21 protein-coding genes are annotated in these 23,642 nt (G+C 40.5%); 16 read left to right on the top strand and 5 right to left on the bottom strand.

What is annotated here, in order from left to right; translation table 11 throughout:
• Positions 1–151: 151 nt before the first annotated feature.
• The 13 genes from AC0L6H_RS10155 (at position 152) to AC0L6H_RS10095 (ending at position 15,094) form a co-directional block, all read left to right on the top strand.
• Positions 152–1,729: an EAL domain-containing protein gene (locus AC0L6H_RS10155; protein WP_473394161.1), complete on the top strand. Its 1,578-nt coding sequence runs from the start codon at positions 152–154 to the stop codon at positions 1,727–1,729.
• A gap of 113 nt (positions 1,730–1,842) precedes the next feature.
• Positions 1,843–2,877: a tRNA dihydrouridine(20/20a) synthase DusA gene (gene dusA / locus AC0L6H_RS10150; RefSeq protein ID WP_473394160.1), complete on the top strand. Its 1,035-nt coding sequence runs from the start codon at positions 1,843–1,845 to the stop codon at positions 2,875–2,877.
• Between the two features lie 212 nt (positions 2,878–3,089).
• Positions 3,090–3,413: a hypothetical protein gene (locus tag AC0L6H_RS10145; protein WP_473394159.1), complete on the top strand. Its 324-nt coding sequence runs from the start codon at positions 3,090–3,092 to the stop codon at positions 3,411–3,413.
• A gap of 212 nt (positions 3,414–3,625) precedes the next feature.
• Positions 3,626–3,826, top strand: a complete 201-nt coding sequence (locus AC0L6H_RS10140) for a PspC domain-containing protein (RefSeq protein WP_473394157.1) — start codon at positions 3,626–3,628, stop codon at positions 3,824–3,826.
• A 133-nt stretch (positions 3,827–3,959) separates the two neighbouring features.
• The gene (locus tag AC0L6H_RS10135) at positions 3,960–4,952 is read left to right on the top strand and encodes a DUF2333 family protein (protein ID WP_473394156.1); all 993 of its coding nucleotides are present in this window, start codon (positions 3,960–3,962) and stop codon (positions 4,950–4,952) included.
• Between the two features lie 2 nt (positions 4,953–4,954).
• A complete protein-coding gene (locus AC0L6H_RS10130; RefSeq protein ID WP_473394155.1) occupies positions 4,955–5,728 on the top strand; it encodes a TIGR04219 family outer membrane beta-barrel protein in 774 nt (257 codons plus the stop codon).
• 103 nt (positions 5,729–5,831) lie between these two features.
• Positions 5,832–7,631: an assimilatory sulfite reductase (NADPH) flavoprotein subunit gene (locus AC0L6H_RS10125; RefSeq protein ID WP_473394153.1), complete on the top strand. Its 1,800-nt coding sequence runs from the start codon at positions 5,832–5,834 to the stop codon at positions 7,629–7,631.
• A complete protein-coding gene (gene cysI / locus AC0L6H_RS10120; RefSeq protein ID WP_473394152.1) occupies positions 7,631–9,358 on the top strand; it encodes an assimilatory sulfite reductase (NADPH) hemoprotein subunit in 1,728 nt (575 codons plus the stop codon). The genes AC0L6H_RS10125 and cysI overlap by 1 nt, the downstream gene beginning before the upstream one ends.
• Complete coding sequence (locus tag AC0L6H_RS10115; RefSeq protein WP_473394151.1) at positions 9,351–10,118, top strand: phosphoadenylyl-sulfate reductase; 768 nt, start codon at positions 9,351–9,353, stop codon at positions 10,116–10,118. Before cysI ends, AC0L6H_RS10115 begins: the two co-directional genes overlap by 8 nt.
• Before the next feature lie 132 nt (positions 10,119–10,250).
• Positions 10,251–10,574 (top strand): pyridine nucleotide transhydrogenase, encoded by a 324-nt coding sequence (locus tag AC0L6H_RS10110; RefSeq protein ID WP_473394149.1) that lies wholly within the window; start codon positions 10,251–10,253, stop codon positions 10,572–10,574.
• Between the two features lie 464 nt (positions 10,575–11,038).
• Positions 11,039–13,192 (top strand): sensor domain-containing diguanylate cyclase, encoded by a 2,154-nt coding sequence (locus AC0L6H_RS10105; RefSeq protein ID WP_473394148.1) that lies wholly within the window; start codon positions 11,039–11,041, stop codon positions 13,190–13,192.
• A gap of 94 nt (positions 13,193–13,286) precedes the next feature.
• Positions 13,287–14,204 carry an acyltransferase gene (locus AC0L6H_RS10100; RefSeq protein WP_473394147.1) on the top strand — a complete coding sequence of 306 codons (918 nt, stop codon included), beginning with the start codon at positions 13,287–13,289 and terminating at the stop codon, positions 14,202–14,204.
• Positions 14,204–15,094 (top strand): acyltransferase, encoded by an 891-nt coding sequence (locus AC0L6H_RS10095; protein ID WP_473394146.1) that lies wholly within the window; start codon positions 14,204–14,206, stop codon positions 15,092–15,094. The genes AC0L6H_RS10100 and AC0L6H_RS10095 overlap by 1 nt, the downstream gene beginning before the upstream one ends.
• Positions 15,095–15,156: 62 nt before the next feature.
• Here the strand turns inward: AC0L6H_RS10095 and AC0L6H_RS10090 are convergent, their stop codons facing one another.
• On the bottom strand, positions 15,157–15,372 hold the full coding sequence (locus AC0L6H_RS10090; RefSeq protein WP_473394145.1) for a hypothetical protein: 216 nt from the start codon (positions 15,370–15,372) through the stop codon (positions 15,157–15,159).
• Positions 15,373–15,714: 342 nt separating this feature from the next.
• Here AC0L6H_RS10090 and AC0L6H_RS10085 point away from each other — a divergent pair, with 342 nt between their 5' ends.
• Both AC0L6H_RS10085 and AC0L6H_RS10080 read left to right on the top strand, forming a co-directional pair.
• Positions 15,715–16,512: a DUF2884 family protein gene (locus AC0L6H_RS10085; protein ID WP_473394144.1), complete on the top strand. Its 798-nt coding sequence runs from the start codon at positions 15,715–15,717 to the stop codon at positions 16,510–16,512.
• A 32-nt stretch (positions 16,513–16,544) separates the two neighbouring features.
• Positions 16,545–17,447 (top strand): NAD-dependent epimerase/dehydratase family protein, encoded by a 903-nt coding sequence (locus tag AC0L6H_RS10080; RefSeq protein WP_473394143.1) that lies wholly within the window; start codon positions 16,545–16,547, stop codon positions 17,445–17,447.
• Here the strand turns inward: AC0L6H_RS10080 and AC0L6H_RS10075 are convergent.
• The 4 genes from AC0L6H_RS10075 to AC0L6H_RS10060 all read right to left on the bottom strand — a co-directional run bounded on the left by AC0L6H_RS10075 (position 17,444) and on the right by AC0L6H_RS10060 (position 21,551).
• On the bottom strand, positions 17,444–18,883 hold the full coding sequence (locus AC0L6H_RS10075) for a sodium-dependent transporter (protein ID WP_473394142.1): 1,440 nt from the start codon (positions 18,881–18,883) through the stop codon (positions 17,444–17,446). The two genes, AC0L6H_RS10080 and AC0L6H_RS10075, sit on opposite strands and share 4 nt — an antisense overlap.
• A 201-nt stretch (positions 18,884–19,084) precedes the next feature.
• Entirely contained in the window at positions 19,085–19,813 is a 729-nt protein-coding gene (locus AC0L6H_RS10070) for an SDR family NAD(P)-dependent oxidoreductase (protein ID WP_473394140.1), read from the bottom strand.
• Positions 19,813–20,202: a thiol-disulfide oxidoreductase DCC family protein gene (locus tag AC0L6H_RS10065; protein WP_473394139.1), complete on the bottom strand. Its 390-nt coding sequence runs from the start codon at positions 20,200–20,202 to the stop codon at positions 19,813–19,815. The genes AC0L6H_RS10070 and AC0L6H_RS10065 overlap by 1 nt, the downstream gene beginning before the upstream one ends.
• 80 nt (positions 20,203–20,282) lie before the next feature.
• Positions 20,283–21,551 (bottom strand): hypothetical protein, encoded by a 1,269-nt coding sequence (locus AC0L6H_RS10060; protein ID WP_473394138.1) that lies wholly within the window; start codon positions 21,549–21,551, stop codon positions 20,283–20,285.
• Between the two features lie 123 nt (positions 21,552–21,674).
• On the opposite strand from AC0L6H_RS10060, the gene AC0L6H_RS10055 reads away from it, so the two are divergent.
• Complete coding sequence (locus tag AC0L6H_RS10055; RefSeq protein ID WP_473394136.1) at positions 21,675–23,612, top strand: metallophosphoesterase family protein; 1,938 nt, start codon at positions 21,675–21,677, stop codon at positions 23,610–23,612.
• Positions 23,613–23,642: the final 30 nt, after the last annotated feature.

Below are 23,642 nucleotides of genomic sequence, written 5' to 3'. Positions count from 1 at the left end.
TATCATAGATTAACGTGGTCTACTTCTTGAAAAAAACCGTTAGTTTAGTTCTAAAGCTATATTGCGTGATTCCGATACTTAGGTAATGAATATTGCGCATCCTAAAAATCGTCTACTCTTAGTCAGCTCAACTCTTTTTCTGACTCTTATAATGTGTGGTCTAGTATTGCTTGCCTGGCAACAGTTTGTGTTGTCACAGCAGCAACAACATGCCTTGCGAATTTTAAAGCAAATAGAAGTACTAATTGTTGAGTCAGAAATGACGCTTGATTTACTCGATCGCACCCCAGACATCAAGTGTGATGCTGACTATGTATTATTTCTCAAGCAAATGATGTTTCAAAGCAAATATATTAAAGATATAGGAGTGATTAAACAGGACCAAGTTGTGTGTAGTATTAGCAAAGGCACTTTGAATCAAAGCTATGCTCTACCCAAAGCCGATATTCAATTGACATCAGGCAAAGACATTATCATTTCAAGCCCCTTAGAGTTATTTGACTATGACTACTCTGCTTTACGCATTCGTAACGAGCGTTTCTCTGTGGTGAACGAATTAAAAGAAATCATCATCGATACAGGCGACGATTTCACTTGGGAAATAGGTTTTGCCAAAAACGACGAATCTATCTATTTATTAGGCGACCCAGAGCTTGTTAATAGAGTCCCTAATACAGACTTTACATTACTTACCACACTTCTTGGTCATTCAAAAACATGTTTGCCGGCAATATCCTTTTGCGTTGTATCTGAAGTTAACTTCAATAAATTTATCACAACGCAAATCTTTGCGCTTTTCGTGATAATAACCATTGCTATTGTGGGGCTAAACTTCCTATTAGTCAGTCGCATGTTGGCACATTTTTCATCGACCGAAAAACGCCTAAAAACGGGTTTAAAGCAAAGTGCTTTTTATCCCCTGTTCCAACCAATAATATGTTTAAAAAGTGGTCATGTTATTGGCTGCGAAGTACTCGCTAGATTTAAAGACAGGCATGGTGCAGTCTATCCCGATCAATTTATCCAGATATTAACATCGCTTGACCTAACTTTTTGGTTCACCAAAATAATCATTAAAGATGCTTTGGCGCAAATAAAGCGCCAAAGCAATTGCGATATTAAAAAGCTTAACTTTAATTTGTGCCCGCGGGATTTAAATGATGAAAATGTTAGTGAATTAATCGCGTTATTTGAAGATACCACTGCATTTGAAATTTGTTTTGAGATTACCGAAGATGAAACCTTCGACTCTCCCCAAGCCGTTGCTAATGTAAAACGCTTGAAAAAAGCTGGTTTCACCATTGCCATCGATGACTTTGGCACGGGTTATGCGAATCTTGGACAATTAAACAATTTTGAATTTGACTATTTGAAAATTGATCGACAATTTGTCATGGCCATCGATAAAGTTAGTGTAAAGTCGTCTCTTATTTCAAGTATTGTTGAAATAGGTAAATCATTGGGCGTAACGATTGTCGCAGAAGGTGTCGAAACCGCAGAACAGCAACATGCATTGCAGCAACTCGATATTGAACTTGCACAAGGTTGGCTTTACGGTAAAGCAATGAAATTTGAAGAGCTCGCCGAATTGATGAGAAATGGAGTGTGTGATGAGTTTAAGGCTTGTCATGAACATAAACCTCAATTGCAATCAGTGCTTTTATCAAGCCTTCCTCAAACTATTAACTTGCAGTTGAAATCGACCCCAGAGCTTGAAACCCAAACATGATGTTTCAGTAATAAAGTAAACGGTTTATAAGCGTGTACAATTTTTATTTGTTCTTTTTGCTGTGCTATAATTTCGCGCGCTAAATTTCTAATACAACACGGGCCTACCCCACCTTGACAAGACCACTTCTAGACCATCGTTTTTCTGTCGCTCCAATGCTCGATTGGACTGATCGTCACTGTCGTTTCTTTTTACGCTTACTTTCAACAAACACTGTGCTGTATACCGAAATGGTAACTACCGGTGCGATCATCTATGGAAAAGGCGATTACCTAGGGTTTAATAAACAAGAGCATCCTTTAGTGTTGCAGCTAGGTGGTAGTAATCCACAAGATATGGCCAGGTGCGCAGGTATTGCTCAAAGTAAAGGCTATGATGAAATTAACATCAATGTTGGTTGCCCGTCGGATAGAGTAAAAAACGGTAGCTTTGGTGCATGTTTAATGTCCACTCCCGAGGTGGTTGCCCAGTGTGTCAGCGCCATGCAAGGTGAAGTAGATATACCGGTCACGGTAAAATGTCGAATTGGTATTGATGATATGGATGACGATGTTGGTTTGACCAATTTTGTTTTACCAATTCATGATGCTGGTTGCGAACACTTTATCGTTCATGCTCGAAAAGCTTGGTTGCAAGGCTTAAGTCCCAAGCAAAATAGAGACGTGCCGCCACTTAACTACGACCGCGTATATAAGTTAAAGCAAGAAAACCCTAAGCTACATATTAGTATTAATGGTGGCATTACAAGCCTTGCCCAAGCCAATGAACATTTGCAATATGTTGATGGCGTAATGATGGGTAGAGAAGTTTACGCCAACCCTTATATTTTAAGTGGCGTAGATGAGTCCATTTATAAAAACACGAATATTTCGCAAGTTAGCAGAGAAGACATTGTGCGTTTGATGACAGTCTATATTCATGAGCAAGTTGAAAACGGCACACGGGTTTGGCACATCGCGAGGCATATACTTGGTTTATTTCAAGGACAAACTGGCGGTAAGATTTGGCGAAGATACCTTAGCCAAAACGGCACTGGTAAACATAACAATCCTAATCTTTTGCTCGACGCTTATGAGCAAGTGTTAGCCGCACAAGACAAAGCAAGAAAAGACGCGCTAATTTTTGGTCAAAAAAACCAAATCACTTAGCCAATTCAACCAAGCTCCCCTAAATTTTATAGCTTCATCCACAAGCCCCTCACCAAAATAAGCGTAAGTCATTGATTTTTAGCTACTTGTTAAAAGCTCAATTTTTTGGCACAAGATTCGCTATATGGAAAGTGTGACCGCAAAACGGCACAAGGTTTACAAAAGTTGTCAGCAAACCTTAATACACACATTTACTTTATTAGGAAAACATCATGAAACTTAATCAAAAATTAGCTGCTTTACTTTTAATTAGCGCTGGCACACTTTCAACGCAAGTTAATGCACATGAATCATCAGACGTTGAGCACATCGTTAGCAATTTGGTTGATAGCGCAATGAACAGCGTGTCGCTAGAAATAGATTATCAAGTACAAAAAATTACCCTTAGCGCTAGCAACCTTATGTCTTTTGACGGTAAGAGTGAAAAAGTAGGCAGCGTTACAATTACCGATTTGGCAAAAACAAAAGAGCAAGATAACAGCAAACTCGATAATGGGTCAGACAAAGAAGACGAAAAAGAAAATACAGACGACTAAGTATTAGTCGCTGTACTTTCATTAGCAACTTTACCTGAAGGAATAGAAAAATGTTATCCCAAGTTAATTTACTCAGTTTAGTGCTGTCACCGGTTTTGTTTTATATCGGCGCGAGCATATTGTTTATGTTACTGAATCATTTAAATATTATTAATAACAAAGCTTAAGTGAGTACCTGCTACCAAGCTAAACGCTCACATAAAGGAGAAGCTATGAAAACCGTCATCAACGACAAACGATTTTTTAGAGATCCTCAAAATGCGAAAGTGTCGGGCGTGTGCGCGGGCATCGCCAAGTATTTTGACCTTAACCCTTGGATTGTAAGAGGCCTTACCGTCACCGCATTTCTTATGTTTCCTTTTGCGATAGGCTTAGCTTATGTATTGGCTATTTTGTTGCTGAGATATAAATAAAGGGTTTAATATCAGTATTACTGCCATCAAAACAAGGAATTAGGTTGCTCTTGTACCGCTAGCAAAGGTAAACTAGCCTCAATGCGTACTATTTCCCATTCACCTTTACCTAGTAAATTAGTTGAGGACAATAATGAGCACAATTTTCACGACCAAAAAAATCAGCGGGTTTTTCGCGCTCATCATACTTATCCTTTGTATTGTCGGTTTTTGGTGGAGTTTTAAACCTTCTGTCTTTGATGTGAATGCGCGCGCAGTTGAACAAGCGCAAGCTAATAATCAACAAGTAGTGACCGGCTACACCACTACCAACGCCCTTATCGGCGTATTAGAAGACCTGCTACATAAGCCAGGTGGCTATATTACCAATGATATGATGCCTCCAGGCATCGTTATGGATAATATGCCAAGCTGGGAGTTTGGTGTGATTGAAATGAGCCGCGACTTAGCATTGGCTATCCGTAAAGATTTTGGCCGATCGCAGTCACAATCAATTGACAACGCAGCACTCGCTACCGCGCAAACAAGCTTAAACTTTGATAACAACCGATGGCTTCTACCCTCGTCTGAAAGCGAATATCAAAAGGCCGTTAAAAATTTATATAAATATAGAAATGAGTTAGGCAGTGTAAGTGCTACAAGCAACCAGTTCTATGCGCGCGCCGACAACTTGCGCGACTACTTAAAACAAGTTGAAAAAAGACTAGGAAGTTTATCGCAAAAACTCAGTGCTAGCGTAGGCACGGAAGTTATCAACACAAATTTAGCCGGCGATTCTTCTGCAACCAACTCTGCACCAGAATCAGACGTGATGATCAATCAAACTAGTTGGTTTCAATTAGACAATAATTTTTATGAAGCGCGCGGTGCAAGTTGGGCTTTGCTACATTTCTTAAAAGCCATTGAAACCGACTTTGCTGAAGTATTGCGCAAAAAGAATGCGACCGTGAGTCTACAACAAATCATCAGAGAATTAGAAGGGACTCAAGGTTCTGTGTTTAGTCCCGTTATATTAAATGGCGACGGCTTTGGCTTGCTCGCCAACCACTCTTTGGTGATGGCAAATTACATTTCACGTGCCAACGCAGCAATTATTGAGTTGTCAGAATTATTAAATCAGGGTTAATTATGAAACAAATGAAACGAACGGCCATGTTCAGCTGTATGGCACTTGCGGGATTTACCGCATTGACGAGCACAAATGCAATGGCCGATACCGTACTTGGCGGTTATGTCGGTATACAGGGCTGGAATATGAGTGCTGAAGGAGGCTTTGCGCAAAACGATTCTATTGCCACCTTCAATTTTGAAGACGAAACAAACAGCAACTTTTATGCTGCACTAGAGCATCCAATTCCTTTAGTGCCTAATATAAAACTCGCCCGCACTACTCTCGATACGAATGGTTCGAGCGTAATCAATAGTCAATTTAGTTTTGGTGACGAAGTCTTCTTGGTGAATGAAACCGTCACAAATCAAATCGAACTGACTACTACCGATTATATTTTGTATTATGAAATACTTGACAACGATTTAGTATCTATCGATGTGGGTATAACGGGTAAACAGCTAGACGGTACTATTTTCGTAGTTGATAGTAACGGGCGCTCAGCCCAGCAAGACCTTGATGCTATTATCCCTATGGGCTATGCAAAAGTACAAGTTGGACTGCCATTTACTGGTCTATCGCTAATGGGTGAAGGTAGCTTACTGGCCATTGATGATGACTCATTTAGTGACTATCAGGTCGCCTTGAGCTATAGCTTTGTAGAAACTTTAGCCATTGATATGTCAATACAATTAGGCTACCGCTCGACAGAGTTGGACTTAAATGATGTAGACGACGTGTACGCCGATTTGCAGTTTGATGGTGCCTTTGTTGGCATAGAATTCGACTTCTAAATTGTTTCAGTCCAAAACAGAATAAAAAATCAGCTTTTATTCTTTCAAGTTATTAGTCAAAACCGCTATGCTCTCTCTATCTGAAAGAATAGCGGTTTTTTTAATGACTCAACATAACGATAAACTATCTTCCCCTGCACTAAATGATTTGCAGTTGTCAGCGCTCTCAAAAGCGGTATCGGGCTTAAGCAAAGACCAATTAGTTTGGGCAAGCGGTTACCTTGCAGGTATGTCTGCAGGCGCACCGGTGGCGGCACAAAACACAACTAGCGAGCTTAAACAAGCTGAGTTGACTGTGCTTTATGGTTCGCAAACCGGTAACGCAAAGCATGAAGCCAAGGCATTTGCAGATCAAATGTTAGCAAAGGGTGCCAAAGCTAAATTAATTAGCATGGCTGACTACAAGCCACGTAAAATTAAAGATGAAACTCACATGGTGGTATTTGTTAGTACCCATGGCGAGGGCGACGCTCCTGATGACGCTATTGAATTACATGAATTTTTGGGCAGCAAAAAAGCGCCTAAGCTGCCTAATTTGCAATATGCAGTCGTTGGACTAGGTGATACCAGCTATGAATTTTTCTGCCAAACAGCGAAAGATTTTGATAGCCGCTTAGCAAGCTTAGGCGCTAAGCCGCTTGTTCCCAGACTTGATTGCGATGTTGACTATAGCAGTGATATTGAAAGTTGGTCACAAACAGTGTCTAGTTTGCTAATTGCATCGTTAAAGCCAGTAGAAACGGTAAATACCCTTGCAAACGTTCCACTAAATAATGCTGTTGAATCGCCTTACAATAAGCAAAACCCATTTGGCGGAGCAACTTTACTTAGTTGCCTAAAAATCACTGGTAGGGATTCAGTGAAAGATATTCAACACGTAGAAATCTCCTTAGAAGATTCTGGCTTGCAATATCTTCCCGGTGACGCTTTAGGTGTATATTTTAGCAATGACATTGCGGTAATTGAACGCATCATTGCAGCAACAGGTACAAACAAAGATGACACCGTTAAACTTAAAGATGAATCCTTTAGTTTAGAACATGCATTGTCAGATAAGTTGGAGCTCACATTGAGCTACCCAGGGTTTGTTAAATCATTCCAAGACGCAACACAAGATGCTGGTTTAAAAGCAATCCTAGACGACAAACCTGCCTTAAGAAGTTTTTTAGAAGAAAGGCAAATTGTTGATATTGTAGAACAATTTCCTAACAAAGTAAGTGCGCAGCAGTTGGTTGATGCGCTTCGACCCATTAATCCGCGTTTATACTCTATCGCTTCGAGTCAGAGCGAAGTTGAGGACGAGGTTCATTTAACCGTAGCGCACATCGACTACGACGCTTTTGGTTTTAGGCATCAGGGAGGTGCGTCAGGCTTTTTATCAACACGTTTGCAAGAAGGTCAAGAAGTCAAAGTATTTGTTGAAAATAACGACAACTTTAGACTACCGGCCGATTCTAACACGCCAATTATTATGGTTGGCCCAGGCACTGGCATAGCACCATTTAGAGCATTTATGCAGGAACGTGAAGCCAATGAGGCCGAAGGCAAGAACTGGCTATTTTTTGGCAACCCAAGCTTCACCCAAGATTTCTTATATCAAGTGGAATGGCAAGCCTATTTGAAATCAGGTTTGTTATCAAAAATAAGCTTAGCGTTTTCACGCGATCAAGCACAAAAAATATACGTGCAAGATAGACTGCTCGAAAACGGAAAAGAAGTATACGAATGGCTCGAACAAGGCGCCCACTTTTATGTTTGTGGCGACGCTATGCATATGGCGAAAGATGTTGAAAATGCCTTGTTAAGTATTATTGAAACCCACGGCCAAAAGAATAACAAAGACGCTAAGCAATACTTAGTTGATATGCGTAAATCAAAGCGTTACCAGAAGGATGTATACTAATGAGTAATAAACCCCCCTACATAGTTGAAGGTAAACTAGCTGATAACGAGAGACTCAAGGCCCAAAGCAAGCATTTGCGCGGTACGATTGAGGCTGATTTAAGCGATGATGTAACCGGCGGCTTTAACGGTGATAATTTTCAGCTAATCCGTTTTCATGGCATGTATCAACAAGATGATCGCGACATACGCGCTGAGCGCGCGAAGCAAAAACTCGAACCCTTACACAATGTAATGTTAAGAGCGCGTTTACCCGGCGGTGTCATCACGCCTGAGCAATGGCTTGTCATTGATAAATTTGCTGAAGAAAAATCAATCTACGGCAGCATTCGCCTGACCACTAGGCAAACATTTCAATTTCATGGCGTATTAAAACCAAACGTCAAGCCTATGCATCAACTGTTAAATTCGACTGGCATTGATTCAATAGCCACAGCTGGTGATGTAAACCGCAACGTGTTGTGTACGTCTAATCCAATAGAATCACAAGTGCATAAAGAGGCATGGGATTGGGCAACAAAGATAAGCGAGCATTTATTACCTAAAACAAATGCTTATGCTGAAATTTGGTTGAACGGCGAAAAAGTGGAGTCGACTCAAGAACAAGAACCGATTTTAGGAGATAACTATTTACCGCGTAAATTTAAAACGACGGTTGTTATTCCACCGCAAAATGATGTAGATGTGCACGCCAACGACCTTAACTTTGTTGCCATTGCCCAAGACGGGAAACTTATTGGTTTTAACGTATTAGTTGGTGGTGGCCTAGCGATGACTCATGGGGATCACAGTACTTTCCCACGTAAAGCTGACGATTTTGGCTTTATAGGTTTAGAAGACACCCTAGAGGTAGCCGCTGCGGTAGTGTCAACCCAAAGAGACTGGGGTAACCGCGTTAATCGTAAAAACGCGAAAACCAAATATACCCTTGAACGCGTTGGCGTAGAAAATTTTAAAGCCGAAGTAGAAAAACGCGCTAATGTTAGCTTTGCACCGTCCAAGCCATACGAATTCACTTCAAGAGGCGATAGATTTGGCTGGGTCGAAGGCATAGACGGGAAGCATCACTTAACATTGTTTATTGAGAATGGCCGTATTTTAGACTTTCCAAACAAGCCACTGAAAACAGGCTGCGCAGAAATTGCAAAAGTACATAAAGGTGACTTTCGCTTGACCGCTAATCAAAATTTGATTATCGCCGGTGTGCCAACAGAACAAAAACAAATTATCGAAGATATTGCGGTAAAACACGGTTTATTAGAGGCAACAACAAGCAATCAACGCAAAGACTCGATGGCGTGTGTATCATTGCCTACTTGCCCCTTAGCGATGGCAGAAGCGGAGCGCTATTTACCCGATGCAGTGACGGAGCTTGAGGAAATATTAGCCAAACACGGACTTGAAAACGAAAGTATCATTTATCGCATTACCGGGTGCCCTAATGGCTGTGGACGCGCTATGTTGGCAGAAATTGGTTTAGTGGGTAAAGGCCCAAACAAATACAACTTGCATTTAGGTGGCAATCGCGAAGGAACACGCATTCCAAAGATGTATAAAGAAAACATTCTAGACACTGAAATCATGACGATTCTTGATGATCTAATTGGACGTTGGGCGGATGAGCGTGACGCAGGAGAAAGTTTTGGAGACTTTGTTGTAAGAACGAAAGTAGTTGCACCGGTAATAGATTCTGCAAAAGATTTTTATACGGAATTAACGCATGAATAATCTAGCCACGATGAACGAATCAGACAGGGTACATAGCAAACTTGACTTTGATACTAGCAACGACGTGATCGTTGAGCAAAACGTGTTACTAGAGGCGATGAGCCCTATTCAAAGAGTAGAATGGTCTTTAGAAAATCTACCTTCGACACATATTGTATCGTCAAGTTTTGGTGCGCAATCAGCCGTCATGTTGCACCTGTTAAATGAGGCATCACCGGGTATTCCAGTTATATTGACTGATACCGGCTATTTATTTCCTGAGACGTATCGGTTCATCGATGAGCTTTGCGATAAACTCAAACTTAATCTACAAGTGTATACCGCGCCAATCAGTCCGGCGTGGCAAGAAGCTCGCCACGGTAGGCTCTGGGAACAAGGCGTAGAAGGAATTGAGCAATATAATACGCTAAACAAAGTATTGCCAATGAAGAACGCACTCAAAGATCAGAATGCAAAAACATGGTTTGCAGGTTTACGTAGAAGTCAGTCTGATAGCAGAAGCAACTTAAGTGTGCTTAAAAAACAATCAGAGCAGTTTAAAGTGCATCCTATTATTGACCAAAGCAATCGTGACCTTTACGTGTATATGAAAAATCATAAGTTACCCTATCACCCACTTTGGGAACAAGGCTACGTTTCTATTGGTGACTGGCATACTACAGTCAAACTACAAGCGGGCATGACTGAAGAAGAAACGCGATTCTTTGGTTTGAAAAGAGAGTGTGGCCTGCATGAGTTTGGAGATGGTGACGGAATTTAACACAGAAAAATGAAAATATTGCATGTGAATTATTGCCCATTGTCATATTAACGTAATAAAACTATGAGTTAAGTTGTGAATGGAGCGGGTTTAGTCTATACTCAAGTGCTCACAAATTCACCAAGGATCCACATGAAACTGATGTTATCTCTTTTCCTAGTCGCGGTATCAGGCGCATCATTCGCTTCTAATAGTACAGATGGTGAAACTAAGGCATTCAATTGCATGAATAAAAAGACATTCGAAATCAATAGCGAATGTATGAGTCAGAACATAGAAAGTAACTTAGTTTTCCAAAAAGCACAAAAAGCCGTCTTAGCAGACGCTACAGATGCGAGTGACAGAGCCCTTGCTACAATGACATTCGATAGCCGAACGATGACTATCAGCATTGTTGCTCACAAAGACGCAAGTATTGCGCAAGTTGATACCAAGAGCCTAAAAGCACAAAATTAAACATTATTGTTTTGAAATTGTTCTACCAGAAAGCCTCTCTTTAGAGGTTTTTTTATTTTTACTAACTAACTTTGTAGATATTTTATGTATTTACATAAATTCACGCATACACAAGTTCCCACTAGATGCATTTCTTGCTTTATTTTGCTAGCATTGATAAGTTGGCACGATGTAAATATAAAGTTATTTACTGGCAAAAATAAAATAATAAATTGTCGTCACTCCTTTGTCGCTAGGAAAGACTCAAATTGCGACGTCACCTTGCCATTAAGTATGCTTTTGCGTTATACGAAAGTATATGTCGTGCTTTTCAAACAGAATCAATTGAACCGCTAGAATATTTCAGCGGTTAATTTTTGCTACCCTTAGCAATGTCAAAGCGAAGGCCTATACTGAGTCTTCGGTTTGCGATTGTTCTAGGTATGCTGAGTGTTAATAAATGAGTAGTATTTAACAAATCAAACATGATTAAGACAGATTTTAGCGAAAACCAAAAAACGGCAAGTAACGATACAACCTTCTTTGCCTTAAGTACTGTCTTGTATGGATTGAACTTTGGTGTGCTTGGCGCAGTTACCAACGCTTTTTTAAAGATTACCTTTTTCGGTGATTTTTGTTTATATTTCGGCCAGATTTTTGTTTTATTTTGCTTGGTTGCACGGGGTTTAAATGCGGGCATCATAAGCGCCTTAATTGCCTCAACCGCAGCGGCGGTTTATGGCAATGATCCTTATCTGCTTGTAATACTTCCTCTTGAAATACTTTTTATACATGTATGTATGCGCAAGGGCTATTTCCTTTTTCAATCGTCAATGCTGTATTGGTTGTTAATTGGGGTGCCACTTTTATTATGCTTAAGAGCATTAACCAGTTTTGATTCTGCTGAATTACTTTTTGTAGGTGGTGTTACCACAGCTCTCAATGGTTTGTTGTGTATTTCAGTTGTAGCAATATGTTGCTGGTTTCTACCGTCACACTTTATTTACGACAAATATTATGTCAATCCGCCTCAATTATCTTCGTTAATTTTTTCCTTGTGCATGCTAACCGTTACGCTACCAGCGATGGTCATCGCCTTGTTTTTTATATGGCAATCGGCCATTCATAATGAACAAATAGTTGAGCGCGAACTCAGTACCATAGCCACCAATTTAAAGAACATTAATAATATTGAGTTGCAACGGCACTTAAACAGCATTGAGACCGCATCGACGATTATTAAAAATAACCCAAACGTTGGCTTACAAGCACTGATTAATGCTACCGTAAGAAACTATGATCTTTTTTATAGTGTTATTTTGGCGGACAAATATGGGCGGGTATTGCGTGCAGCCCCGACTAAACACAGCTTACGCTTAAATGAAATAGATCATCCGTCAATTCAAACTCGCGCCTACTTTAAACAAGCAAGCGAGCTACCCGCTCCCTTTATAAGTGATGTTATAGTCGGCAGAGGATTGGGCAAAGACCGCATCATTTGTTTTGTCGCACCTATATCAAACGCTGGCACCTTCAATGGCTTAGTTCAAGGAGCAGTGACCTTAGAAGACTTAAGTGAATTTAATGATAAGAACATCAATAGCGGCTACCTTTATGTGATTAGCGACAGCAAAAAGCGCATAATTGCGCGCTCTTCTTCGTTTGCAGCGCCTTTGTTATCAAACTTCGACTATCAGACTTATGAAGACCCTTTAATCAAACGAATCCCGGCACTTAAATTCAAAAACGAGGCCTACTTATACCAGCAAAGTCAGACAGATAACGGCTGGACAATCACGGTGATGGTCTCACCGATGAAGATAACATCATTGTTAATCAACTACTTCTTTGTATTGATTATCGCCACCATATTTGTCTTGGCGGCGTTTGCCTTTATAGCAAAATCACTTTCACGCAGAATAACAAAGCCCTTAGTAGATATTGCTGAAAATTTTCCAAACCCTGATTTGCACAAACGCATTATACGGGAATCGCGAGTCAGCTCTGAAATGGTTAAATTAACGCAGAAGTTAATTGATTCCCATGAAGTCATGTCAAACTTTCATCAACAGTTGTCAGAGCAAGTACATAACAAAACAAAACAACTAAAACGACTCAACAAAGAACTATACTCTATTGCACAAAAAGACTCGTTAACGCAGTTACTTAACAGGGCTGGTTTTAACCGCCTTGCCATCAATTCGTTTAGAAACTGCATGAGAAACCGTATTAACTTGTCGCTTATTTTTGTTGATATTGACCACTTCAAACGGATTAACGACAGCCACGGTCATCCATTTGGTGACAAATGCATCGTTGCAGTGGCCAAAACTATCCAAAAACATTGCAAAAGAGACACCGACATTTTGGGTCGCTATGGCGGCGAAGAGTTTATCATTATGATCGCAGGTGGTGAAATTAGCGAACATAATGACCGCATCCATCTGATCAAAAATGAGATTGAAGCGCTGACTTTAATGAAAGGCAATCAGGCAGTTAAAATGACCATTAGCGCGGGTATTTGTAGCCTAGAAAAAGAATTTAGCGTCGATTTTGAAGACGTCCTCCAGCTTTCAGATAACCAGCTTTACATCAGTAAGCGCGAAGGTAGGAACAAAGTAAGCACCGTGGTGCTATAACAGTCAGCCGCTCTTGATGTCGATATTTAGCATCATTTAATCTATACTCGAGGGCTATTTTAATCACCTTAATTTAAAGTGTAATAAGCTTTCTATGAAATTTATTTTTTACTCTATAAATGGCTCTATCGCCGTCATTATTTATTTTGTGAACACGCTGTTTTGGTTTATTCCAATCATGCTTTGCTCGGTGATAAAACTCCTACCCTTAAGACCTTTACAGAGGTTTATGTCCTTTTTAGCCGATGCCTCTGCTAGTTGTTGGATATCCATCAACCGACTAAATCAATTAATCTTCTCGAGAACCAAATTTCACATTAAAATGCCAAGTAGTTTATCTACCCAAAAATGGTATTTAGTGATTGCAAATCACCAATCGTGGGTGGATATTTTAGTTTTACAACGAATATTTAATCGTAAAATACCGTTTCTAAAATTTTTCCTAAAACACAACTTACTGTATGTGCCATTTTTGGGGCTCGCATGGTGGGGATTAGATTTTCCGTTTATGAAAAGATACAGTAGAAACTACTTGAAGAAGCATCCGCATTTAAAAGGAAAAGACCTAGAAACGACCAAAAAAGCCTGTGAGAAATTTGAGAGTAAACCCGTGAGTGTCATGAATTTCGTAGAAGGTACACGTTTTAGTGAAGCAAAAGCCAACTCCCCAGCTGGCAAAGCGCTTATGTTAAACAAGGTCCTCGCACCCAAATCAGGTGGAGTGGCTTTTGTCCTTAATGCAATGGGTGAGCGCCTTACTGACTTGGTCAACGTAACCATTTACTACCCAAAGGGTATTCCCTCATTTTGGGATTTTGTTTGTGGTAAAGTAAAAGATATCGTTGTAGATATTGATGTAATAAGTATCAGCAGCCTTTTTGAAAAAGGTATTTATAGCCCTGATTATTTCAGCGATGACAAACAAAAACTCGCCTTTCAAAATTACCTAAATTCTTTATGGCAAATCAAACAACAAAAATTAATGCATCTAGAACAGGAATACAATAAATAATGAGTACGCTACGTGCCTGTTTTATCTTCCCCATCCATTTATGCCTGCAACTAATTAACCTAGCAATTTGGGGCGGATGTATTAGTCTTTTTGGCATCATTCGTTTTTTACTGCCCTTTAAGTGGACCAGCAATATTTTGTTAATAATGATGCATCGTTTTTATAGCACATTTGGTATTTTAAGCGTTGCCTTGATTAAAATATTCAATCGCATAGAAATCCGAATTGAAATAGATGAGCCCCTTTCGAAGCAAAAATGGTACTTAATTACAGCCAACCATCTCAGTTATTTGGACATTATTTTACTGATTGATTTTTGCGCTCCAAGAATCCCTCCACCAAAGTTTTTTTTAAAGCAGCAATTGATTTGGCTCCCTTTTGTAGGCTTAGCCGCATGGGCGCTAGACATGCCTTTTATGCGCCGATATTCACAGGCATTTCTCGCCAAAAAACCGCACTTGAGAGGGAAAGATATCGAGAGCACACGTAAATCCTGCGAGAAGTTTATCGATAGGCCTACAACCGTCATAAATTTTGTAGAAGGTACGCGCTTTACAAAACAAAAACATGTAGCATTTAAGAGTCCATTTTCTCATCTACTCAGGCCAAAAGCAGGCGGCATAGCGTTTACCTTAACCGCAATGGGTGAGCTGTTTAGCAATATCATAGACATTACCCTAGCCTACCCTAATTCTAAGCACCCGATGATGGATATGTTGAGCGGACGAATGACGCGTATTGCAATCGAAGTAAAAACCTTAGAAGTGACGAATGATTTGATTGGAAACTATTCTGAAAACCCTACTTTTCAAGCAGGGTTTCAAGCATGGTTAAATCAATTATGGCAAGACAAAAACGAACGCATGCAAAAATGGATGACAAAGTGGTAATAACACTCTCTTAATTAAGCCTAATCGTGTCATTATGCCAGCGCTTTTTATCTGTGAGAGACCTACATCAAGGCGTAAAGGAATAAGGCCATAATTCCAAGACCGCTTACACCGAAGAAACCATATTCTATTCTTTCTTTGTAAGCCTCAGCACCGGTCTTAGTTGATGTGATCGCCATAACAATACAACTAAGTCCTAGTATTGCTGAAAGCATCATCGCGCCGAACAGTAAAGTACCACCGAATACTGCTAATGTTTCTAAAACTGAATGTAACATGAATGTGTCCTCAAATTTAAATGCGCGTAGTATGCCTTAATATGCTTTTTAAACAAAGCGTGCTTTGGCTTTTCTGCTAATATTATGGTCTTAGTCAATTTCACTATTTTATCGCGAAATCAAGTGAATACTAAACAAACTAGCCATTTATTCCAAGTCGAAAAACCATAAGCACCTGTTTTATATAGAAATAAAATATGGCATTGGCTTTGCAACACAGCTTTTAAGAATAGCTTTGAAGAATAGCTTTACAGATTAGCTTGGCAACGGCTAAACAGATAAGCACTTATTTGCAGTAAGAATAACAACTAACAAATTACTTTTTCAACATAGGATGTCAATATGATTTTCAAAAAACTAACGGCGATTACATTTACCTGCGCAAGCTTTTTTACCGCCAGCACTTTTGCCCACAACGACTTCCATGCGAGTTGCGACACAAATATTTCTGCCAATATCGAGTTTTCAAATAATCAACTTCTCGTGAAATCGACTAAACAAGAAGACATTCTGTTTGAATCTAATGGGCTTGTATTTGTTGATGGAAAAAAAATTGCGCTTAATGCTGATCAGCAAGCCCTAGCGAAAAGTTATTACAACGATGTAGAAACATCTATCCCAATGGTAGTAGACATTACCGTTGAAGCACTGAATATTACGAGTATGGCCCTGACCGAAGTATTTACAGGCTTATTAGGAGAAGAGACTCAATTACCACAAAAACTAAACGTACGTATCGATGGCATAGCAAAATCGTTACAAGAGCATGTCTATCAAAATCCCAATTCACTCACCTTTAACAGTGCTTATTTAAAAGAGGATATCGGCTTAGGTGATAATCTGGAAGAAGAAATTGAAGAAATCAAAGACGAAATTATCTCTTCAATGATGGGTAAATTGATTATGGCGATTGGTCAATCAATGATGAGTGGCGATGGTGATTTTTCAGAACTTGAAAAACGCATGGAAAACTTAGGTCAAGATATCGAGCAAAAAGCAGAGACCTTAGCTAAGCGTCTGGAAGAAAAATCATTAGCCCTATGTGATAAAATCAAAAACTTAGATGAAACCGAAGCCCAGCTTCGCGAAATCAAGGCGCTTCGTTACTTAGACACGATTCATTTTAATAAGCGGGCGTAAGACATTTACTAAGCTAATAAAAGAGCTCATAAATGAATACACATAGCGAGCGTTTCGAACAAAGCAAACAAAGACCAGTGCATATTATGGGACTTGGTTGGCTTGGTCAGCCTTTGGCGACATCACTGCAAACGAAAGGTGTAGTGGTGTCGGGCTCTGTGACAAGCGAAGAAAAACGACAAGCATTACAACTACGCTTATGTGACACCGACCTGTTTGATTTATATGCCAACATTGAAGAACAGAGAACGAATACAAATCTGCCAATTTCTGCACGTTTTAGAAATGCCGTTTTAGTTCTCAATATCCCTCCAGGCAGACGCGCCTTTAATAAAAGCGTTTTTGTGAAGAAAATGATCAGCTTAATAGACCATGCGATGCAGGCAGATTTACACAAACTCATTTTTATTAGCACAACATCAGTATATGGGGCGCTCAGTGGCAGTGTCGATAACGATTCAGTAAAAGAAGCGACAACAGAATCAGGTAAAGCGCATGCTGAAATTGAAGCTTATTTACAAGCTCAATACCTCAACCGAAGCAAAATACTTAGACCTTCTGGGCTAGTGGGTCCTAATCCTGAACCAGTCGAGCGAAACAAGCAACTTCGCCATCCTATTTTTACACTTTGTTATAAATCAAATATTCCCAATGCTAATGATCCTGTCAACTTAGTGCATCAGCTTGACGTAATACAGTCAATTGAAGCCCTTATCCAAAAGCAAGTTACGGGGCATGGATTTAACCTATGCTCGATTAAGCATCCTAGCCGCAAAGAATATTACCAGTGGTGCGCCAAACATTTATCGCTCCCCATCCCAAGCTTTGCTGTTGACACAAAAAAGCGCCAATTAGGGAAGCTAATTGACGCTCAAGATAGTTATACTGCGCTTGGAATAAAGCCTATTTACCCAAGCCCTTTTGATATGCTTTAGAAAAAAGCGATTACCTCTTGCACAATATTAAGGCCAAAGTACTTAAGGGCGACAGTATTTATAAAGATTACGGCAAGTACTAAGGGTATAAAGGTACTCAAAGAAAAGTTTACGTAACGCTCAAATAAGCTGTTCTTATAATTCGGGGCCCCATGCTCTACTTCTTGATTGAAGGCTGTTTTACGCCAGCGATAAATAACAAATAAGCATATTAGCAAGCCATTTAGCGGCAATATCGTGTCGTAAAATACATCATAAACTACATCAAAGAATGACTTATTTGTATCCGCATAGGTAATAAACTGGGTAAAGAAATCAACTAAGCCAAAAGAGAAGGCACACATAAGCGAAAACACAACGAGCAATATGCCGCATATTATCAATGACATTCTGCGCGTTTTGCCTTTTTCACTCATCAAGGCCGCTACGGGTACTTCGAAAATAGACACCAACGAGGTAATAGCTGCAAAAAAGACAAGTAGAAAGAAAATACAAGCAACTAAGCTAGCGCCAAAGTAGCCCAGAGATGTTTGTAAAGCTAAAAAGATTTGTGGCAAGTAGGAGAAAATCATCGATATCGACGATTCACTCAGCTCAGCGGTATTAACAGAAGGGTTAAACGAAAATATTGCCGGAAGAATCATTAGACCGGCAGTAAACGCGACCGCCGTATCAGTCAAGGCAACCAATTTTGCTGACGAGGGTAAGTCCGCTTGGCGACTGATATAACTACCATAAGTAATCATAATACCCATCCCCAAGGACAAGGAGAAAAATGCCTGGGATAGCGCAGCGTTAACCACATTTGCATTAATTTTGTCGAAATCGGGGATAAGGTAAAATTCGACACCCGCCATCGCATTGTCGCGCGTCAAAACAAAAACAACCAAGCCAAGTAACATTGCGAATAATGCTGGCATTAAAATTTTTGCGGCTTTCTCTATGCCCTCTTTTACACCACCTTGCAAAATAAGATAAACGATGCCCAAAACTAAGGCCATGTAAACAAAAAGGTCATAGCCAGAAATAAAATTCCCAAAGGTTTCGGGCCGCGCTAGTACGTCCAAATTCCCCATTGCAGACTCAGCCAAATAGCCAAATATCCACACAGTAATAACAAGATAAAATACCGCAATCATGAAAGGTGTAATGATGGACAACCAGCCTGCTATTCGCCAACGACGACTATTGCCCGAAAGGTTGGTAAGTGCACCAAGGGGATCTTTCTGGCTGGCACGACCTACGGTCATCTCTGCAATCATAACGGGCAAACAAATAGCCACAACAAAAATAGCGTACATCATTAAAAATGCACCACCGCCATTTTTTGCCGCACCTACCGGAAAGCCAACTAAATTACCAATACCCACCGCAGAACCTGCAGCTGCAAGAATAAAACCAAGCTTTGAACCAAACTGCTCACGAGAACCAGCCATGCGTATTCCTTTTCAACTTTTGTTATTTTTATAGGTGCTTGGAAGGCCGTTCTATTTTGACCACTCACAAGCCACTGGACTGAGCTAAATGTTAACAGCAGTTAACAACAATGTCTGCTTTTTGTGTGGAGAAATCTTGTGGAAGTCTAGATTCAAAAAAGAACACTTGCCAGTCAGAAATACTGGCAAGTGTCTATGTTACTAATATTGAATGGTTTTCCCATCCCAGTCTATATAGTAGGGCGATTGTTCAGCATCAAAGCCCTTAATGTGCTTAAGCAACTGTGAGACGGTAAACTCACTCGTAAATAACTTGCCTGGCTTCACGTTTGCTTGAAAAGGTTTGGATAAATCTGTATCTACCGTGCCCGGATGATAGCACGCTAAGCTGGTATTAGGAGCACGGCGCTTATATTCGATACTCGCGGTTTTCACTATCATATTTAGGGCTGCTTTTGATGCGCGATAACCGTACCACCCTCCCAAACCGTTTTCACTTATGCTGCCAACCCGGGCGCTAAAAAATACGATTGAGGCTCTTTCTTTTGCCATCGATTTGACCAAATGCTTTAGCCACATCGCAGGTACTGCGGTATTGACTCTAAAATACTCCGCCAACTGGCCTGGATCAATATCTTCCAAACGTTTTTCAGGTTTGAGGGTTTTGTCGCCAGAGTTGTGCAAAACGCCCGTCGTACAAATGACCTTTGAAAATTTGATCTTGTTTGCGTTTATATCTTTTACAAAATCGACAATGTCGTTTTCGTTACTCGAGTCAAAACAAGCATGATGTTGGTTGTCAAATAAATGCTCAGGAGTTGTTCTTGATACAGTGTAAACACTGTTTTCTGGATTAGCAGAACAGACTTGTTTGACGATTTCTTGCCCAATGCCGCCACCGGCGCCAATCACTAATATCGTTTCACTCATTAGTATTTTACCTTACAGTTTGTTTCACAACGTTTTTTACCGGTCAACCAATAAGAGACTTTGTATCTATGTTTAGCGAACAATATATAGAACTTGTCAGCGACAGGTCTAATTACCGGCCAACGCACAGGAGCATACAACCAGCCCTTACCTACTTCACTCCACGCGCGATGCGTGGCATCAAAGCCAATAAGCATAGTGCCATCTTCGGTCATACCGTGAATACGGTCGTTTAATGCTTGCCAATCTAAATTGGGATATTGCGCGCTAAAATCGTTAGCCATTATATCAACAAAGGATAATTTACCTTCGGTGTTGTGTTTCTTGAGATGCTTCATCTCAATTTCACAAAGTGGACACTGCCCGTCGTAAAAAATAGTAAATGCCATGTGTCATCTCTTCTCGCCGTAAGTTTGAATAAATATACGCATTGAACAGCAGAAAAGATGACAAGCAAGTTATTATTTATCTAGTTGACTGTAAACCAAGCATCGTCAATTGGAAGCTCGAATAATAAGGCGGCATTTGCTTCATAGCCTTCTTTGTCGATTTCACACCCTTGATTCTCTCTGTATTTTTCAGTCCAGGGATCGTTAACTAAAAATAAAGACTTTCCTTTTACCGCAACACCTTCAATAGCCACACGTTTCATTTTATTGGCTTGTCCGTTGTTGCAATCTGCTGGCGGAGTGAAAAACGAAACATCAAGTATTTTAATTGTTTGCTTGGTCTCTAAATCAACTATCCATAAGCGATCAGTGTTTCTAGCCGCGGCAATCAAAAAGCCTTGGCCGGTTTCGCTAGGATAATATATGTCTATACCGTTGATTGGACTACTATTAGGCGCGACAACAGGCAATTGCAAGTTACTGTCACGCAAGGTTAGGAAGCTCGCAGGCGTTGATCTTGTATCGACTTGCTTAAATAAATCGTCTGAATAACTGAGCTCAAAGACTCTCGGCAGCTCATTTCCGTCTTCTTCTAGAGCAAACAATAAGCGCCCGTCTCGGGTAATAGTCAAACCTTCAATGCCATCATTTTCTTGGCTATTAGCAATGCTGTTGTCACTCCACCTACCATTATTACTCACACGTAGTTTTTCAACTAAGGCTTGTTTATCAGTCCCCAAACCAGCTTCAAAACGCAGGGCTCTTATGCCGGTAATAGTCAACTGTTCGCCAAGCAAGGTAACTCTCACAAGTAAGGCAGGATAGCGTGTGAAATTACTTTTGTTTTCAAACGCACTTAAACAACGGCCAGCAATTGCTTGTCCACGTGAACCATCTTCAGTGACCAATAACCATTGCGGTGGCTGATTGTCTTTTGACGGCAAAGCAACGAGCGCTTCATAGTCAGGTCGGCTTTCTAGATATGCGTTAAAACACCCATCGTCAAAGCGTTGTTCGATTGCTAGCTTGTTATTTATAACGCTGTCTTTAAGCAAGATCCCAGTCGCCGTATTTAACTCATGTAACTTTTTGCGCAATGATGTATCGGCGCTAGCGTCAGAGATCGTATACAAACGCTCACCCATGAACGTAAGACCCGAGGTTTGTGGATTAATCACAAAGCTATTGTCAGGGTGCGTTATCCATTTACCTACTACCTCTATTTGTTCAGGTTCACTGAAATCCTTCTTTACAGTTTGCTGGCTGCTGCATGCAAGAATAGACAATAAGAGGATGACACCAAGGCTCAAATGCCTAGCAAGAGAAAAGCACAAACGCATATACACCATATTTGTTAATCCAGTATGATTGAGGGTAAACTAGTATATTATCCACGCAATGTTACATGAATTACAAGATGTATGGCGTGTGTATTAGTAATGCACCATACCAATACAGGAAGCATCTTCTTAATGACAGCTAGCTTAGCATCTATTCCTCTGGTCATATCAGGCCCCATTATTAGGCATGTTGCAAGCGACACATTTACGCTTTGGATGGCAACTAAAGAGTCTATTTCACGATGCGTTGTCCAATTGCATGACCAAGATCAGCAGCCCATCACCTTAGCCAAGCAGTCCACTAAGCTGTTTGAGCATCGCTTAGGTGAGCATTGTTTTGTGAGCACAATTGTTGTTACACAAACAGATTTATTCAAAGATCAACATCGCTATTTCTTTGATGTTGAAATTAGCACTAGCAGCGCAAAAGCGGTCAAATTGAGTGCATTATTAGCAACACTTTTGTACCCAGAGCAAACTTCATTTAGCTTTAAATTTAGCCTTAATCTGACCCGCGTTTTACATGGTTCTTGCCGCAAAGCCCATTTCGCGGGTAAGGATGCCTTGCCCCAGTTAGATCAACAAATAAAAAACAGCATTCGTAATAAACAGCCGCAAGAACGACCAGACCTAATGTTATTTACCGGAGACCAAGTATACGTAGATGATGTCGCAGGTCCTATGCTACAAGCCATTCACCAAGTCATCGAACTACTTGGTTTGTATCACGAGGCGTTTGAAGGCAGCACCATAAGCCATTCATCGGAGCTTTTTACCCATTCTGATAGTTTTTACAAGCGCGAGAATTTACTGCCCAAAACCAAAGCGAATGAAGATGTACAGGAGAGCTTTTTTAAAGGTAAACGAAAACCTATTTTTACCTCAGTAAATGCGCACAACCACTTAATTGCCCTAAGCGAAATGGCTGCACTTTATTTGCTTAGTTGGTCAAGCAGATTATGGCCTGCTATAGATCTGAGCAAATCTCTAGAATATGAAGCATTGGCAGCGCAATATGCAAAAGAAAAAAGTCACATTGAGGAGTTTCAAAGCGGTCTAGGACAGGTCGAACGAGCCTTAGCACATATCCCCATTTATATGATTTTTGACGATCACGACGTCACCGATGATTGGAATCTTACCCGCGCTTGGGAAGAAGATGTTTACGGTAACCCCTTCTCAAAGCGGATTGTGGGCAACGCCCTTGTTGCCTATTTAGTATTTCAAGGAATGGGCAACCCTAAATCTACTTGGGAACCCTTAACTGAGGCAGCCAGTTCATTTTTTTCAGGAGAAGGCTTTAGTGAGCACGACCGATTTATAGACACCCTTCTTGACCATGATCAGTGGCAATACAAACTAGATACTTTCCCACCGATTCAGGTACTCGATACCCGGACTCAGCGCTGGCGCAGTGAGTCAAACATGAACAAACCCTCAGGCCTGATGGATTGGGAGGCACTTTGTGATTTGCAACAAGCTATTATTGGCCAAAAGTCGGTTATTATGGTTTCGGCTGCACCGATATACGGCGTCAAGTTTATTGAGGCCATCCAAAGGCTATTTATAACTTTTGGTGGCGCATTAATGGTTGATGCAGAAAATTGGATGGCACACCGGGGAACCGCCAGTGTTATGCTCAATATATTTAGGCATATCAAAACACCACCGGATTTTATTATTTTATCGGGCGATGTGCACTATTCCTTCGTCTATGACATTAGCTTACGCTTTAGGCGAAATAGCCCTAAAATTGTGCAGTTTACCTGTTCAGGTATTCACAATCAGTTTCCGAACAAACTAATAAAATGGTTCGAGCGATTGAACCGCTGGCTTTATGGCCATCGTTCCCCTTTAAATTGGCTAACAAAACGCCGAAATATGTCTATCAAAGAACGTCAAGCGAGATTTCATTCTCCAAATCAAGAAAGCCAAAACGCTGGGCAAAATAAAGATATTGTCAATGGCACGAGTATTGGTTTACTCGAACTCAATAAAAATGGCCAAGAACGAGCCTGTAAGTTGATCCTTGCTGACGGTAGCATGGTAAGCTTTACAAAAGATGAATGAGCGCAAATTGCAAATGACAATAAAGCATTA

It is taken from the genome of Glaciecola sp. G7-5, from assembly GCF_055808975.1.
Note: the sequence above shows the minus strand (reverse complement) of the source record. Positions and strands in the feature narration are given on the sequence as shown.